The organism is Streptomyces sp. NPDC053513, from assembly GCF_044544765.1.
Lineage (GTDB): Bacteria > Actinomycetota > Actinomycetes > Streptomycetales > Streptomycetaceae > Streptomyces > Streptomyces litmocidini.
Genome location: NZ_JBITXP010000004.1, coordinates 44,666 through 60,682 on the forward strand (window position 1 = coordinate 44,666; position 16,017 = coordinate 60,682).

The 16,017-nt window shown below is 73.6% G+C and carries 14 protein-coding genes; 9 read left to right on the plus strand and 5 right to left on the minus strand.

The features are described 5' to 3' along the window. Positions 1-31: 31 nt before the first annotated feature. Complete coding sequence (locus ACIGW4_RS08055) at positions 32-2,125, plus strand: molybdopterin oxidoreductase family protein (protein WP_123452071.1); 2,094 nt, start codon at positions 32-34, stop codon at positions 2,123-2,125. Here the strand turns inward: ACIGW4_RS08055 and cutA are convergent. Genes cutA through ACIGW4_RS08070 form a run of 3 tightly spaced genes read right to left on the minus strand, consistent with a single transcriptional unit; the run spans position 2,079 to position 6,432 of the window. Beyond that, on the minus strand, positions 2,079-2,831 hold the full coding sequence (gene cutA / locus ACIGW4_RS08060) for a divalent cation tolerance protein CutA (RefSeq protein WP_123452072.1): 753 nt from the start codon (positions 2,829-2,831) through the stop codon (positions 2,079-2,081). The two genes, ACIGW4_RS08055 and cutA, sit on opposite strands and share 47 nt — an antisense overlap. Next, entirely contained in the window at positions 2,828-4,702 is a 1,875-nt protein-coding gene (locus ACIGW4_RS08065; RefSeq protein WP_399579181.1) for an ABC transporter ATP-binding protein, read from the minus strand. Before ACIGW4_RS08065 ends, cutA begins: the two co-directional genes overlap by 4 nt. Further along, on the minus strand, positions 4,699-6,432 hold the full coding sequence (locus ACIGW4_RS08070; RefSeq protein WP_399579184.1) for an ABC transporter ATP-binding protein: 1,734 nt from the start codon (positions 6,430-6,432) through the stop codon (positions 4,699-4,701). The genes ACIGW4_RS08065 and ACIGW4_RS08070 overlap by 4 nt, the downstream gene beginning before the upstream one ends. Before the next feature lie 149 nt (positions 6,433-6,581). Between ACIGW4_RS08070 and ACIGW4_RS08075 the strand changes: the two genes are divergently transcribed. Next, positions 6,582-7,376 carry an aminotransferase class IV gene (locus ACIGW4_RS08075; RefSeq protein ID WP_399579187.1) on the plus strand — a complete coding sequence of 265 codons (795 nt, stop codon included), beginning with the start codon at positions 6,582-6,584 and terminating at the stop codon, positions 7,374-7,376. Here ACIGW4_RS08075 and ACIGW4_RS08080 read toward each other — a convergent pair. Further along, positions 7,352-8,209, minus strand: coding sequence for a helix-turn-helix domain-containing protein (locus tag ACIGW4_RS08080; protein ID WP_398708829.1), 858 nt, complete (start codon positions 8,207-8,209; stop codon positions 7,352-7,354). The genes ACIGW4_RS08075 and ACIGW4_RS08080 overlap by 25 nt on opposite strands. A 345-nt stretch (positions 8,210-8,554) precedes the next feature. Between ACIGW4_RS08080 and ACIGW4_RS08085 the strand changes: the two genes are divergently transcribed. From ACIGW4_RS08085 to ACIGW4_RS08100, 4 genes are all read left to right on the plus strand, one after another. Continuing rightward, positions 8,555-8,746, plus strand: a complete 192-nt coding sequence (locus tag ACIGW4_RS08085; RefSeq protein WP_123452080.1) for a hypothetical protein — start codon at positions 8,555-8,557, stop codon at positions 8,744-8,746. After that, positions 8,743-8,958 (plus strand): hypothetical protein, encoded by a 216-nt coding sequence (locus tag ACIGW4_RS08090; protein ID WP_123452082.1) that lies wholly within the window; start codon positions 8,743-8,745, stop codon positions 8,956-8,958. Before ACIGW4_RS08085 ends, ACIGW4_RS08090 begins: the two co-directional genes overlap by 4 nt. A 296-nt stretch (positions 8,959-9,254) precedes the next feature. Next, positions 9,255-9,848, plus strand: coding sequence for a hypothetical protein (locus tag ACIGW4_RS08095; protein WP_398708827.1), 594 nt, complete (start codon positions 9,255-9,257; stop codon positions 9,846-9,848). A 90-nt stretch (positions 9,849-9,938) separates the two neighbouring features. Continuing rightward, entirely contained in the window at positions 9,939-10,559 is a 621-nt protein-coding gene (locus tag ACIGW4_RS08100; RefSeq protein WP_123452086.1) for a class F sortase, read from the plus strand. A 57-nt stretch (positions 10,560-10,616) separates the two neighbouring features. On the opposite strand, the gene ACIGW4_RS08105 is transcribed toward ACIGW4_RS08100, so the two are convergent. Beyond that, a complete protein-coding gene (locus tag ACIGW4_RS08105) occupies positions 10,617-11,402 on the minus strand; it encodes a TSUP family transporter (RefSeq protein WP_123452088.1) in 786 nt (261 codons plus the stop codon). 192 nt (positions 11,403-11,594) lie between these two features. Here ACIGW4_RS08105 and ACIGW4_RS08110 point away from each other — a divergent pair, with 192 nt between their 5' ends. From ACIGW4_RS08110 to nirD, 3 genes are read left to right on the plus strand one after another with little or no spacing between them, the layout of a single operon-like run. Next, positions 11,595-13,130 (plus strand): NAD(P)/FAD-dependent oxidoreductase, encoded by a 1,536-nt coding sequence (locus ACIGW4_RS08110; protein ID WP_399579195.1) that lies wholly within the window; start codon positions 11,595-11,597, stop codon positions 13,128-13,130. After that, positions 13,127-15,646, plus strand: a complete 2,520-nt coding sequence (gene nirB, locus ACIGW4_RS08115) for a nitrite reductase large subunit NirB (RefSeq protein ID WP_398708823.1) — start codon at positions 13,127-13,129, stop codon at positions 15,644-15,646. The genes ACIGW4_RS08110 and nirB overlap by 4 nt, the downstream gene beginning before the upstream one ends. Further along, the gene (gene nirD, locus ACIGW4_RS08120; RefSeq protein ID WP_398708821.1) at positions 15,643-15,987 is read left to right on the plus strand and encodes a nitrite reductase small subunit NirD; all 345 of its coding nucleotides are present in this window, start codon (positions 15,643-15,645) and stop codon (positions 15,985-15,987) included. Before nirB ends, nirD begins: the two co-directional genes overlap by 4 nt. The last annotated feature ends 30 nt before the right edge of the window (positions 15,988-16,017 follow it).

Sequence of the window (16,017 nt, forward strand, 5' to 3'; positions counted from 1 at the left end):
CCGCGTAACACGCCGGACGCACCCTTGCCGCATGTCCGACGCCGCCACCGTTCCCACCCACTGCCCCTACTGCGCCCTGCAGTGCGGCATGTCGCTGCGCCCCACCGGTGTGCCGGAGCTGCCCGCCGAGGTGGTCGAGCGGACCGACTTCCCCGTCAACCGGGGCGCGTTGTGCGGCAAGGGCCGCACCGCCCCCTCCGTACTCTCCTCCCGGGTCCGGCTCACCGAGCCCCTGGTCCGGCGCCCTGACACGGGGGCCCTGGAGCCCGCGTCCTGGGAGGAGGCGCTCTCCGCCGTCGCCGAAGGCCTTCGCCGGACCCGCGCCGACCACGGTCCCGATGCCGTGGGGGTCTTCGGCGGCGGCGGCCTCACCAACGAGAAGGCGTACACGCTGGGCAAGTTCGCCCGGCTCGTCCTCGGCACCTCGCAGATCGACTACAACGGCCGCTTCTGCATGTCCTCGGCCGCCGCCGCGCACCAGCGGGCCTTCGGCCTCGACCGGGGGCTCCCCTTCCCCCTGGAGGACGTCCCGAGGACCGGGTGCGTGATCCTCGTCGGCTCCAACCTCGCCGAGACCATGCCGCCCGCCCTGCGCTACCTCACCGAGCTGAAGGAGAACGGCGGGAAGCTGATCGTCGTCGACCCGCGCCGCACCCGCACCGCCGAGCAGGCCGACCTGCACCTCGCGCCGCGCCCCGGCACCGACCTCGCGCTCGCCCTCGGCATGCTGCACCTGGTGGTGGCCGAGGGGCGGGTCGACGAGGACTTCGTGCGCGAGCGCACCGACGGCTGGGAGGGCGCCCGCGCCGGGGCCATGTCCCACTGGCCCGAGCAGGTCGAGCGGATCACCGGCGTGTCCGTGCCGCAGCTGCGGGAGGCCGTCGCGATGTTCTGCGACGCCGAGAACGCCATGGTGCTGACCGCCCGCGGACCCGAGCAGCAGTCCAAGGGCACCGACACCGTCGGCGCCTGGATCAACCTCTGCCTCGCCACCGGCCGGGCCGGCCGGCCGCTGAACGGCTACGGCTGCCTCACCGGCCAGGGCAACGGCCAGGGCGGCCGCGAGCACGGCCAGAAGGCCGACCAGCTGCCCGGCTACCGCAAGCTCGACGACCCGGCCGCCCGCGCGCACGTCGCCGGGGTGTGGGGCGTCTCCCCGGAGTCGCTGCCGGGGCCCGGGCGGAGCGCGTACGAGCTGCTCGACGCCCTCGGCCGGGACGTCAGGGCGCTGCTGCTCATGGGCTCCAACCCGGTGGTGTCGGCGCCGCGCGCCGCGCACGTCGAGGAGCGGCTGCGGTCGCTCGACTTCCTCGCCGTCGCGGACGTGGTGCTCTCCGAGACCGCCGAACTCGCCGACGTCGTCCTGCCCGTGACCCAGTGGGCGGAGGAGACGGGCACCATGACCAATCTGGAGGGGCGGGTGCTGCTGCGCCGCCGCGCCCTCACCCCTCCCCCGGGCGTCCGCAGCGACCTGGAGGTGCTGCACGGGCTCGCCGGGCTGCTCGGTTGGGAGAAGGGCTTCCCGACCGACCCGGAGGAGGTCTTCGAGGAGCTGCGCCGTGCCTCGGCAGGCGGGCCCGCCGACTACGCGGGCATCAGCTACCGGCGGATCGAGGAGGAGCGGGGCGTCTTCTGGCCGTGCCCGGACGAGGAGCACGCGGGCACCCCGCGCCTCTTCCTGGAGCGGTTCGCGACGGCGGACGGGCGGGCCCGGTTCGTGCCGGTGGTGCACCGGGCGGCGGCCGAGGAGACGGACGCCGACTACCCGGTCGTGCTGACGACCGGCCGGGTCGTGTCCCAGTACCAGTCGGGGGCGCAGACCCGGCGGGTCGAGGAGCTGAACGCGGCGGCGCCCGGGCCCTTCGTGGAGCTCCACCCCCGGCTCGCGGAGCGGCTCGGGGTCGCCGAGGGCGAGGCGCTGGCGGTGGTCTCGCGGCGCGGGCGGGCCGTCGCCCCGGCGCGGATCACGACGGCGATCCGGCCGGACACCGTCTTCATGCCGTTCCACTGGTACGGGGAGGGGCGGGCCAACACGCTGGTGAACCCGGCGCTCGACCCGGTCTCGCGGATGCCCGAGTTCAAGGTGTGCGCGGTGCGCCTCGAAGTGGTCGCTGAGGCCGGCTGAACCAGTCGCCGCTCTCGATGACCGGGCCGAGGGGCGCGTCGGGGGCCGCCAGGAACACCCAGGCGGACACCCGCGCCCCGTCCCGCACCCGTACGACGTCCCTCGCCACCCGCTCGTATCCGACGGGCAGCTCCAGCCGGTCGAGCAGGCCGAACAGTTCGCCGTACGCGCCGGGCGCGGGCGTCAGCAGCGTGCCGACCACCTGGCCCTTCTCCGCCGGGACGACGTACGGATAGCCGGGTCCGTCGTGCAGGACCGCCCCGTGCAGCACGGCGTCCGCCTCGGAGCCGATGCGGCCGGCGAGGAAGCGGTCGTGGTTGTACGCGCCCGGGCGCAGCGTCCCGTACACGAAGAACGGACGCTCCTCGGGCGCCGGGGGCTCGATCGCCTCGGCCGCCCGGGTCTCCTGCTCGACCCAGTGGGCGTAGCCCTCGCTGACCCGGGTCACCCGGGTGGCGAGGATCTCGGGCGTCTCGTAGTCGTGGGCGGCGAGGAGGTGCGCCTCCAGGGCCTGGTAGCGGGCCTCGGTGGTCTTGAACACCACCTCCCACTCCTCGGAGGTCTCGATCGCGCCCCGCCAGTGGAAGACGGAGGTGACGGGGCCCGCGATCTGCGCGCAGGCGGCGAGCCGGGCCTCGACGGCGCCGCGCGCCAGGGCGTCGGCCTTGGCGCGCGCGTCGGTGGTGGTGCGGACGGTGACGATCACGTCTCCACCGTACGGGCGAACTGGGCGGCGTGCAGCCGGGCGTAGGCCCCTCCGGCGGCGAGGAGTTCCTCGTGGGTGCCCTGCTCGGCGATCGAGCCGCCCTCCATGACCAGGATCGTGTCGGCGTCCCGGATCGTGGAGAGCCGGTGGGCGACGACGAAGCTGGTGCGGCCCGCGCGCAGGGAGGTCATGGCCTGCTGGACGAGGAGCTCGGTGCGGGTGTCGACGGAGCTGGTGGCCTCGTCGAGGACGAGGATCACCGGGTCGGCGAGGAAGGCGCGGGCGAGGGTGATCAGCTGCTTCTCGCCGGCGCTGAGGCCGCCGCCGTCCTCGTCGAGGACGGTGTCGTACCCGGCGGGCAGGGTGCGGACGAAGCGGTCGGCGCGGGCGGCCTTCGCGGCGGCGACGATCCGCTCGCGGGAGACCTCTCCGGGTGCTCCGTAGGCGATGTTGTCGGCGATGGTGCCGCCGAAGAGCCAGGTGTCCTGGAGGACCATGCCGGTGGCGGAGCGCAGCTCCTCCCGGGTCATGGCGGCGGTGTCGACGCCGTCGAGGGTGATCCGGCCGGCCGTCACCTCGTGGAAGCGCATCAGCAGGTTGACCAGGGTCGTCTTGCCGGCGCCGGTGGGGCCGACGATGGCGACGGTCCGGCCCGGCTCCACGGTGAGGGACAGGTCCTCGATGAGCGGCTTGCCGTCCTCGTACCGGAAGGCGACCTCCTCGAAGGAGACCCGGCCGCGGAGTTCGGCGGGCCTGCGGGGCGCGGCGGGCTCCGGGGACTCCTCCTCGGCGTCGAGGAGGTCGAAGACCCGCTCGGCGGAGGCCACTCCGGACTGGAGGAGGTTGGCCATGGCGGCGACCTGGGTGATGGGGCCGTTGAAGTCGTACGAGTACTGGACGAAGGCCTGCACGTCGCCGACGGAGAGGGTGCCGCTCGCCACCCTCAGCCCGCCGACGACGGCGATGGCGACGTAGTTGAGGTTGCCGACGAGGGTCAGGGCGGGCTGGATGAAGCCGGAGACGAACTGGGCGCGGAAGCTCGCCCGGTAGAGCTCCTCGCCGAGCTCGTCGAAGCGGCGCACGGCCTCGGCGCGGCGGCCGAAGGCGACGACCTCGGTGTGGCCGGTGATCGTCTCCTCGACGTGGCTGCCGAGCCGGCCGGTGACCGCCCACTGCTTCACGAACTGGGGCTGGGCGCGCTTGCCGACGAAGGCGGCGACGGCGACCGAGACGGGCACGGTGGCGAGGGCGACGAGGGCGAGCAGCGGGGAGATCCAGAACATCATCAGGAGGACGCCGGTCAGGGTGAGCAGGGCGCGCGTCATCTGGCTGAAGGCCTGCTGGAGGGTCTGGGTGATGTTGTCGATGTCGTTCGTGGTGCGGGAGAGGACCTCGCCGCGCGGCTGTCCGTCGAGGTAGGCGAGGGGCAGCCTGGCCAGTTTGTGCTGGGCCCGTTCGCGGAGCCGGTGCCCGGCGCGCTGGACGACGGTGGTGGCGATCCGCAGCTGGACCCAGGTGAGGGCGGAGGAGCCGGTGACGACGGCGACGGAGAGGGCGAGGATCCGGCCGACGGCCGCGAAGTCGACGCCGGCGGGGCCGGTGGCCCCGGTGATCACGAGGTCGGTGGCGCGGCCGAGGAGGAGGGGGCCGAGGACCGAGAGGGAGACGGCGGCGGCTCCGGCGGCGAGGACGGCGAGCAGCCGGGCCCGGTCGGGGGCGAGGGTGCGCAGCAGGCGGAGGCCGGAGGAGCGGAAGGAGAGGGAGCGTTCGAGGGAGGGCGTGGCCAGGCCGGGGCCGCGCTGGGGCGGGGGGCCGGTGCGGACGGGGGCCTTCGCGGGGCTCGGGGCGCGGGTCGCGGTCGCCGTGCTCATGCGGCTTCCTCCTCGGTGAGCTGGGAGAGGACGATCTCCCGGTAGGTGGGGTTGTCCCGCATGAGGGACGTGTGGGTGCCGGTGCCGACGGTCCGGCCCCGGTCGAGGACGACGATCCGGTCGGCGTGCCGGATGGTGGAGACGCGCTGGGCGACGATGACGACGGTGGCGTCGGCGGTCTCCTCGCGCAGGGCGGTGCGGAGCCGGGCGTCGGTGCGGGGGTCGAGGGCGGAGAAGGAGTCGTCGAAGAGGTAGAGGCGGGGGCGGGCGACGAGCAGGCGGGCGATGGCGAGGCGCTGGCGCTGGCCGCCGGAGAAGTTGGCGCCGCCCTGGGAGACGGGGGCGTCGAGGCCGTGCTCCAGTTCGCGTACGAAGTCGGCGGCCTGGGCGACCTCCAGGGCGTGCCAGAGTTCCTCGTCGGTGGCGTCGGGCTTCCCGTACCGCAGGTTGGTGGCCACCGTGCCGGAGAAGAGGTAGGGCTTCTGGGGGACGAGTCCGACGGTCTTGGCCATCAGGGCGGGGTCCAGCTTCCGCACGTCGACGCCGTCGACGAGGACCTCGCCGCCGGTGGCGTCGAAGAGCCGGGGCACCAGCCCGAGCAGCGTCGACTTCCCGCTGCCCGTCGAACCGATGATCGCGGTCGTCTCACCGGGCCGGGCGACCAGCCCCACGTCCTTCAGGACCGACTCCTCCGCGCCCGGGTAGCGGAAGTCCGCGCCCCTGACCTCCAGGTGCCCGCGCCGGTCGAGCGTCCGGACGGGGTGGGCGGGCGGGGTGACGGAGGGGCGGGTGTCGAGGACCTCGCGGACGCGCTCGGCGCCGGCTTCGGCGCGGGGCATGTGCATGAGGAGGAAGAGGACCATCATCACGGACATGGAGGTCTGGAGGAGGTAGCCGAGGAAGGCGACGAGGCCGCCCGGCTGGAGGGCCCCGGAGTCGATGCGGTGGGCGCCGACGTACACCAGGGCGACGGTCGTCAGCTGCCAGACGATCAGGACCGTGGGGAACATGAGGGCCTGGAGCCGCCCGGCCCGCAGGCCGACGGTGAGGAGCTCGTCGTTGGCGGCGGCGAAGCGTTCCCGCTCGTGCCGGTCGCGGACGAAGGCGCGGACGACCCGGACGCCGGTGATCTGCTCGCGCAGGACGCGGTTGGCGCGGTCGACGCGCTCCTGCATGCCGCGGAAGAGGGGCCGCATGCGCAGGACGACGGTGCCGACGGCGCCGGTCATCACGGGCACGAAGAGGAGCAGGACGAGCGCGAGCGGCACGTCCTGGCGCAGGGCCATGACGAGTCCGCCGGCGCAGAGGAGCGGGGCGGCGACCAGCATGGTGAGGACGAGGACGGTGAACGTCTGGATCTGCTGGACGTCGTTGGTGGTCCGGGTGATGAGGGAGGCGGCACCGAAGCGGCCGCGCTCCCGGGCGGAGAAGTCCTGGACCCGGCGGAAGACCTCGGAGCGCAGGTCGCGGGCGACGCCCATGCCGATCCTGGCGCCGGTGTAGGTGGCGGCGGCGGCCGCGGCGGCCTGGAGGAGGGTGGCGGCGATCATGGCGGCGCCGCCGCGCAGGACGCGGCCGGTGTCGCCGCGCAGCACGCCGTGGTCGATGACGCCGGCGTTGAGGGTGGGCAGGGCGAGGGAGGCGAGGGTCTGGACGAGCTGGAGGGCGACGAGGAGGACGAGGAGGGGGCCGTACGGCCGGAGGCGGGAGGCGAGCAGTCGGAACAGCATGCCGAGGATCGTGGTACCTCAAGTTTGGTTGAGGTCAAGCGCCGCGCGTCCTGCGCGCTGTCGAGTGCCGCACCTCCCCCGCCCCGCCAAGTACCGCCCCCGTCAAGCCGGTCGGGGCCCGGCGCCGCCCGCCCCCGTACGGTGAGGGCATGACGACACCTCCCGCGCACATCGAGATCGACGGAGCCCCGGCGGCCGATCCGCAGCTCCTCGCCGCCCTCATGAGCGGTTACGGCCACTACACCGCGATGCAGGTGCGGGACGGGCGCGTTAAGGGCCTCGACCTGCACCTCGACCGCCTCGACCGCTCCACCCGCGAGCTCTTCGGCCGGGATCTGGAAGGCGGGCGGGTGCGCGAGCTCGTCGCCGGAGCCCTCGCGAACGCCGGGCGGCGGGACGCCTCGGTCCGGGTGTACGTGTACCCCGGCGTCCGCACCGTCGTGACCGTCGCCGACCCCGCCCCGGACGGCCCCGGCGCCCCGCAGCGCCTGACCGCCGTCGACTACCGGCGGCCCGCGCCGCACATCAAGCACCTGGGCGGCTTCGGCCAGCGCTTCCACGGCGACGCGGCCCGCCGGGCCGGCTACGACGAGGCCCTGCTGACCTCTCCGCACGGCGAGATCTCCGAGGGTGCGGTCACCAACATCGCCTTCTGGGACGGCACTTCGGTGGTCTGGCCGTCGGCCCCCTGCCTCGTCGGCATCACCATGACCCTCCTGGAGGGCCCCCTGGAGTCGGTCCGGCGCCCGGTCACCCTGGCCGACCTCCCGGGCTACCGCGCCGCGTTCGTGGCCAACTCCCGGGCGATCGCGCCCGTGACGGCGATCGACGGGCTGGCGTTCGCGGTGGACGAGGAGCTGATGGGGCGGGTGTTCGCGGCGTACGACGGCGTGACGCCGGAGGACATCGCGGCTCCGGCTCAGCCGGGGAGCTCGTCCAGGTAGTGGGCGAGCGAGGGGAGGGCGACCCAGAGCTGGTCGAAGTAGGCGGCGAAGTACCCCATGAACCTGGGGTGCTCGACGCTGAAGCCGTTCAGCCGCTGACGTGACCCGCCGGAGAAGGCCAGGAAGGCCACGCTGTCGTCGATCAGCGCCATGTTGAGGCCGTCGGCGGCGGCGGTCCACCGCATCACGGCGGCCTCGTAGTTGAGGATGCCCTCGGTCTCCCCGTGATGCCGCCGCACCCAGGCCAGGACGTCCCTGTCGGGCACCCCGTCCCGCTCGGGCACACCGATGATCCGGCGCACGCTGCGCTCGTCCTCGCTGTCGGCGGCGGCCCACTCCTGGACCGCCCTGAAGTACTCACGGGAGGCGTTCGTACTGGTCTGGTCGGGTGGGTAGCGGCGCGTGTAGGTGACCCGGATCTCCGAACCGGCACCCCGCACCCGCTCCGCCGCGGCCTCGTAGAACTCCCGGTTGTCCTTGTACCAGTGGACCCCGGGCAGCGTCTCCCCGCCCGCGAGCGCGTCGAACGGGAGGGGCGGCAGGGAGGCCGGCGGGGCGTCGCCCGCCCTGCCGGCCTCCTCGATCTCACGCCGGGCGGACAGCCAGCGCTCCCGCCAGTCGGCGGGCTTCCCGCCGAGGGCCTCGACGAGCGCGCACATGTGCTCCCAGGAGGGGAAGCGGTGGCCGTTCAGGATCATCGAAACGTTGCTGCGCGCGCACTCCATGGACCGCGCGAGCGCGTCGAGCGTCGGCTTGGTGAGGTTCTGCCGGCGCAGCTCGCGCAACTCGGCGGCGAAGCGGGCCTGCGGACCGTACGAGGCCGTGTCGGTCATGAGCGGTGCCCTTCGCGTCACAGGACGTTCCCGGCAGGACGTTCCCGGGTGTTCTCCGTTGTTCCGTCATTGTCCTTCAGCTTCACAGGAGTTGACAGACCGATGCGGGCGTTCCGCCGCGTCAGTACCGGTCTACGCGCGTCTTCCAGCCATTGCCCGGGCCTCCCGGCCGCCGCACACTCGGTACATCGAGCCTGATACCGGTCAGGCAGGGAGGAGGGACACCCCATGTGACCTGACGGACCTCTCGGACATCACGGAAAAGGACGGAAACGGCCGAGGCCGCCCCTTCGCATCCGGGCAGGAGCAGGGGCGGCCTTCCGACCACACGCAAGGGAGAACCCCGTGTTCGTCGATCTCAGAGTAGACCTTCCGGTCAGGAGCGCCGCGTTCCTCGCCTCGCTCGTCCTCGGCATCATCCTGGTGCTCTCCCCCGCGACGGGCGCGGGAGCCCCGGAGGAGGCGTGGCTGTTCCTCGGAGCCCTCGCCGCCCTCGGGACGGGCGCCCGGGGCGGCGCCGGGAGGGCGGGGCGATGACGACCGGTGAGGAGCGGACGTTCGACTGCCCCCGGTGCGCCGCGGCGACGCCGCACCGGACGTACACCTCGCCCGCCGTGGGCTGCGCCGGGGAGCGGATCATCCTGGTCCTGCACGAGTGCCGGCGATGTCGGCACGCGTCGGTGGGCTCCGCCGGGCGCCCGGGCGGCTGCCTGCCGTCCGGGTCCGGCTGCGGGGCGGACCGCGGCTGACGGGAAGGCGACGGGCCGGGACGCCTTCGGGTGCCCCGGCCCTTTCGCACGCCCGGCCGTTCGCATGCTCACCCGTTCGGCACGGACCGTCAGCTGACGACTCGTGGACCGCCCTGACCTGCGGAAACACCCGAAATCCAGGCGACACACCGTATCGGACGGAGCAATCCTGATGCCTCATCAGGAGGCGGGGCGCGCGACATGCCTCTTATCTCGGTCTCAGAAGGTCCGGCTCCGGGACGTCCCTCCCGGCAGGACCAGCCGGCATGACCGCTCGCGCGCCCCGGAGGACCCCCATGCGCACCACTGCCCGCCTGCTCACCGGTACCGCGCTGGCGGTCGCCGCGATCGGGGCCTTCGCCGCCCCCGCGGCATACGCGGAGGACGACAGCTGGAGCTCGAACAGCGAGAGCTGGAACTCGACCGGCTCGACCGGCTCGACCGGCGGGAACTGGAACTCGGGCGGCGGCGGTCACGAGTCGCTGGAGCTCTCCCCGTCGTCCGCCTCCCCGGGCGAGACCGTCACCGTGAACACGCTCGCCTGCGGCAAGCACGGGCACGGCGTGGGCGACGCGAACTCGCTCGGCGCGGGCGAGTTCCACCTGAGGCCGAGCACGCACAAGGAGGTCGTGGTCGGGCAGTTCGAGGTGCCGGAGCACGTCAAGGCCGGCTCCTACAAGATCAGCGTGGCCTGCGACAACGGCAAGACCGCCAAGGGCGACCTGTGGGTCAAGCACCGGAGTCCGAGCGGCCACGTCCAGACCGGTGTCGGGGGCAGCGTCGGCCCCGACACCGCCCAGGTCACGGCGGGCGCGGCGGTGCTGGCCGCGGCTGCCGTCGGCGGTGTCTGGCTCCTGCGGCGCCGGGCGAGCGGCGCGCAGGGCCACTGAGACCACCGCCCGTCCTGCCCCCGCCGCGCGCCCGCACACGGCCCGGCGGGGGCAGGGCCACACCCACGAAGCGCGACCGAGGGAACCCAGGTGAGCAACAGGAGCAAGGGCTGGGGCATAGCCGCGGCCGCCTGCGTCGGGATCTGGCTCGTCCACAACGGCTCGGAGGACGTCACCCCGCCCGTTCCGTCGGCCGCGCAGGCCTTCGCCGCCGGGCCGAGCGTGCACACCGACGCCGCCGCCGACCCGCTGCCGCCCTCGGTGCCGGTCCGGCTCCGGATCCCCGAGACCGACGTGGACGCCCCGGTGACGCGGCTCGGCCTCAGGGCGGACGGGGCGCTCGACGTGCCGCCGGCCGCGGACCGGAACCTGGCCGGCTGGTACGAGGACGGCACCACGCCCGGCGCCAAGGGCACCGCGATCATCGCGGGCCACGTCGACAACGCCGAGGGGCCCGCCGTCTTCTACACCCTGGGCGCGCTCAAGAAGGGCCACCGGATCGAGGTGGTCCGGCAGGACGGGCGGACCGCCGTCTTCACGGTCGACGCGATCGAGGTGTACGACAACAAGCACTTCCCGGACCGCAAGGTGTACGACGAGGCCGACCGGGCCGAGATCCGGGTGATCACCTGCGGGGGCGGCTTCTCGAAGAAGAGCGGCGGCTACCAGGGGAACGTGGTCGCCTTCGGCCACCTCATCGGGGTCAAGTAGTCCCGGTCTCGGAGCCGAGTGGTCCCGGCCCCGTCCTGGCCCCGCCCCCGGCTCCGGTCAGCTCCACTGGTCGAAGGCCAGCTTCGCGACCAGCGACAACACCACGACGAGCAGCACCCCGCGGACGAACTCGGCGCCCTTGCTCAGCGCCATCCGGGCGCCGAGCGTCCCGCCGACGAGGTTGAAGACGGCCATGACGGCCGCGAGCTGCCAGTACACGGTGCCCTGGTAGGCGAACATGGCGAGCGCGCCCGCGTTGGTGCAGACGTTGACGATCTTCGCGGTGGCGGAGGCGGTCACCAGGTCCAGGTGGAGCACGGCGGTCAGCGCGAGGACCAGGAAGGTGCCGGTGCCCGGCCCGAACAGGCCGTCGTAGAAGCCGATCCCGCCGCCGACGACCACGATCGCGGTCACGATCCGCGCCCGGGTCAGCGGCGCCCGCTCCTCCCCCTCGGCCTTCGCGCCGAAGGAGGGCCGCAGCATCACGAAGGCCGCGACGCCGAGCAGCACCACCATGATCACCGGGCGCAGCACCTCGCTGCTGATCCCGGCCGCGAAGAAGGCGCCGGCCATGGAGCCGGCGAGGGCCGCGAGCCCGATCCGCACCGCCGTCCACACCCGCACGGGCGCCTTGCGGAGATAGGTGACGGCGGCCCCCGTGGTGCCCACGATCGAGACGGCCTTGTTGGTGCCGAGGACGTACGCGGCCGGGACGTGCGGAAGACCGAGCAGCAGCGCGGGCAGCTGGAGCAGCCCGCCACCGCCCACCACGGCGTCGATCCAGCCCGCCACGAGCGCGGCGAGACAGAGCAGGACAAGGGTGGTCAGCGAGATGTCGGGCATGACCGTGAGCCTAGGGAGGCGATCGTTGCCCCGTCCATCGATCGCCTGATCGTTGAGCTGCTTCAGAGCCTGCGGCGCCCGTGCCGGGCCGGCCGGGCCTCACAGCGGGCCCCGCCCCGGACGGAGATCAGCGTTCCGTACGGGAAACAGTCGGGATCCCGACGGGTAACACCGGCCCCGCACCCTTCCGGTATGAGTACACGGATCGTGGTGGTCGGGGGCGGAACGGCGGGCGCCCGGCTCGCCCAGCGCCTGCCGGTCACCCTCCTCGGCGAAGAGCCGCACGCCCCCTACAACAGGGTGCTGCTCGCCGACGTCCTCGCCGGACGGTACGCCCCCGAGGTGATCGCCCTGCCCGGGACCCGCGAGCCGGTACGGCTCGGGGTGCGGGCGGTGCGGATCGACCGGGCCGCGCGGACCGTCGAGTGCGCGGACGGCTCGCTGGTCGGATACGACCGGCTGGTCCTGGCGACCGGCTCGAACCCGGTCCTCCCGCCGCTGCGCGGACTGCGCGGGGCGGCGCTCCCCTCCGGGGTCCATCCCTTCCGCACCCTCGACGACTGCCTGTCGCTGCGCGCCGTGGTACGGCCCGGGGTGCGGGCCGTGGTCATCGGCGGCGGGCTCCTCGGCGTCTCCGCCGCGCGGGCCCTCGCGGCGCTCGGCGCGGACGTGGTCCTGACCCAGCAGGGCGAACGCCTCATGGAACGCCAACTCGACGCCCAGGCCTCCGCCCTGCTGCGCTCGCACGTCGAGGCCCTCGGCGTCGAGGTCCACACCGAGTGCCGGGTCAGCGGTCTGCGGCAGCGGGACGGGGCGGTCACGGCGGTCGAACTCGCCGACGGCTTCGTCCTCGACGCGCAGGTCGTGGTCCTGGCGTGCGGGGTCCGGCCCCGGGTGGCCCTGGCGAGGGAGGCGGGGCTGTCCGTCGCGACGGGGATCGTCGTCGACGACGCCCTCCGCACGTCGGACCCGTACATCCACGCGATCGGGGACTGTGCGGAGCACGGGGGGCGGGTGTACGGCTTGGCGGGCCCGGCCCTGGAACAGGCGGACGCGCTGGCGGAACTGCTCCTGGCGGAGACGTCCACGCCCACCGGAGCGGCACCCCCCGCCCACCCGCCGTGTGGGCAATCGTCCCGCGGGGCGGGACGGGTGGGCACACGGGACGGCGCCCTTGCCGGCGCATCCGGCCCCTGCGCCGACCCGCACCACGAGGACGACGCGCTTGCGGTGCGGGCCCAGGCACAGGAGGCGGAGGCACCCGCAAAGGTGCCGTCCGTTGTGCCCACCCTCCCCCAAGCTCTCGGCTCCGCTCGAGCAGGGGGGACCCCCCTCGCCCCAGCGGAACGACTGCCCACAACGGGCGCGGGGGCGGGCGCCGCACCGGCGGGCGGGCCCAGCGCGGGGGCGGGCGGGGGCGGAGCCCCCGCCCCCTACACCGGCACCCGCGCCCTCACCCGGCTCACCCTCGGCGGCCCGAAGCCCTTCGACCTCGCCGCCTTCGGCGAAGTCACCGCCCGCCCCGGTGACGACGTCGTCCAGCTCACCGACGCCACGCGCAGCGCGTACCGGAAGGTCGTCGTCCGCGGGGACCGGCTCGTCGGGGGCGTCCTCCTCGGCGACCTGGCCGCGGTCGGCGCGCTCGCGAGGGCCTGGGAGGGCGACGAAGCCCTGCCCGACGAGGCCCCCCTGCTCCACCTGCTCACCCACGACGGAGGCTCCTCATGACCACTCCCACCATCGTCCTGGTCGGCCACGGAATGGTCGGCCAGCGGTTCCTGGAGGCGCTCGCCGACCGTGGCGTCACCGAGCGGGCCAGGATCGTGGTCCTCTGCGAGGAGCCGCGCCCGGCCTACGACCGCGTGCAGCTGACCTCGTACTTCTCCGGCAAGACCCCGGACGACCTGTCGATGGTCGAGGCCGGCTTCATGGAGCGGCACGGCATCGAGCTGTACGTCGGCGACCCGGCCGAGGCGATCGACCGGGAGGCCCGGACGGTCACGGCCCGCTCGGGGCGGGTGGTCGCGTACGACACCCTCGTCCTCGCCACCGGTTCGTACCCCTTCGTGCCTCCCGTCCCCGGCAAGGACGCCCAGGGCTGTTTCGTCTACCGCACGATCGAGGACCTGCTCGCGATCGAGGAGTACGCGAAGACGGCGACGACCGGCGCCGTCGTCGGCGGCGGTCTGCTCGGCCTGGAGGCGGCGGGCGCGCTGAAGGGCCTCGGGCTCGACACGCACGTCGTGGAGTTCGCGCCGCGTCTGATGCCGGTGCAGGTCGACGAGGGCGGCGGCGCGGCCCTGCTCCGCACGATCGAGAAGATGGGCCTGACCGTGCACACGGGGACGGGCACGCAGGAGGTCGTGACGGCGGACGGCGCCGTGACGGGCATGAGGCTGTCGGACGGTTCCGAACTGGCCACGGACATGGTGGTCTTCTCCGCGGGCGTACGGCCCCGGGACCAGCTGGCCCGCGACTGCGGCCTGGAGGTCGGCGAGCGCGGCGGCATCGCCGTGGACGAGCTCTGCCGGACCTCCGACCCGGCGGTCTTCGCGATCGGCGAGTGCGCGCTGGCCTCGGACGGCCGGGTGTACGGCCTGGTGGCGCCGGGTTACGAGATGGCGCAGACGGCGGCGGCGGCGATCGCCGACGAGGAGGCCGGGGACGGCTTCACGGGCGCCGACATGTCGACCAAGCTGAAGCTGCTCGGCGTGGACGTGGCCTCGTTCGGCGACGCGCACGGGACGGCCGAGGGCTGCCTCGACGTCGTGTACTCCGACTCCCGCGCGGGCGTCTACAAGAAGCTGGTGGTCTCCGCCGACGGGGTGCTGCTCGGCGGTGTCCTGGTCGGCGACGCCGAGCAGTACGGTCTGCTGCGCCCGCTGACCGGCACCGTGCCCCCGGTCTCGCCCGAGCAGCTGGTGCTCCCGGCGGGCGCGGGCGCGCCGGTGGCGCTCGGCCCGTCCGCCCTGCCGGACGACGCCGTCATCTGCTCCTGCCACAACGTCACCAAGCACGAGATCGGCCGGTGCACGAGCCTGCCCGAGGTGAAGAGGTGCACCAAGGCCGGCACGGGCTGCGGCAGTTGCGTGAAGGTGATCGAGAAGCTGCTGCCGGCGCCCGCCGACCAGGGGCTCTGCGGCTGCTTCTCGTACACCCGGAGCGAGCTGTACGAGATCGCCCGCACCCTGCGGCTGACCTCCTTCGCGGCGCTGCTCGACTCGCACGGGCGGGAGGAGGCGCGGGGCGGGGAGGGCTGCGAGGTCTGCAAGCCGACCGTCGGCTCGATCCTGGCCTCTCTCAACAACGGGTACATCCTCGACGGCGAGCAGGCCTCCCTCCAGGACACCAACGACCACTTCCTCGCCAACCTGCAGCGCAACGGCTCCTATTCGGTGGTGCCGCGCATCCCCGGCGGCGAGATCACGCCGGACAAGCTGATCGTGATCGGCGAGGTGGCCCGGGACTTCGGGCTCTACACGAAGATCACCGGCGGTCAGCGGATCGACCTCTTCGGCGCGCGGGTGGACCAGCTGCCCTCGATCTGGACGCGGCTCGTCGACGCGGGCTTCGAGTCGGGGCACGCGTACGGCAAGGCGCTGCGCACGGTGAAGTCCTGCGTCGGGCAGACCTGGTGCCGCTACGGCGTCCAGGACTCCGTGCAGATGGCGATCCGGCTGGAGCTGCGCTACCGGGGCCTGCGCGCCCCGCACAAGCTGAAGTCGGCGGTCTCGGGCTGTGCCCGCGAGTGCGCGGAGGCGCAGTCGAAGGACTTCGGGATCATCGCCACGGCCAACGGCTGGAACCTGTACGTGGGCGGGAACGGCGGCGCGACCCCGCGCCACGCGGACCTGCTCGCGCAGGACCTCTCGGACGCCGAACTGGTCCGTCTCATCGACCGGTTCCTGATGTTCTACATCCGGACGGCGGACCGCCTGGAGCGGACGTCGACCTGGCTGGAGCGCCTGGAGGGCGGGCTCGACCACCTCAGGGACGTGGTGGTGCACGACTCGCTGGGGCTCTGCGACGAGCTGGAGGCGCTGATGGCCGCGCACGTCGCCGACTACCGGGACGAGTGGGCCCAGACGCTGGACGACCCGGAGCGGCTGCGGCGCTTCGTGTCCTTCGTGAACGCGCCCGGGGCGCCGGACCCGTCGGTCCGGTTCGTGCCGGAGCGGGACCAGATCAAGCCGGACCTCACGATTCTCACGATCGGAACGCTGGAAGGGGCCACCTCCCGATGACGACGACGATGACGACGACCCTCGAACTCTCCCCCTCCCCCGACTCCTGGGTGACGGTCTGCGAGGAGGCCAGGCTGACCCCGGGCCGGGGCGTGGCGGTGCTGCTGCCGGACGGCCGGCAGGCGGCGGTCTTCCGGGACCGGGCGGGCCGGACGTACGCGATCGACAACCGCGATCCGTTCACGGGGGCGCAGGTGCTGTCCCGGGGGCTGATCGGCTCGGCGGACGGGCGGCCGTTCGTGGCCTCGCCGCTCCTGAAGCAGCGGTTCGACCTGGAGACGGGCCGGTGCCTGGACGACGAGGAGGTCGCGGTGACGGTGTATCCGGTGCGTTCCATTTGACTTGACCGATCGTTCCAGAAAGCCGTACGG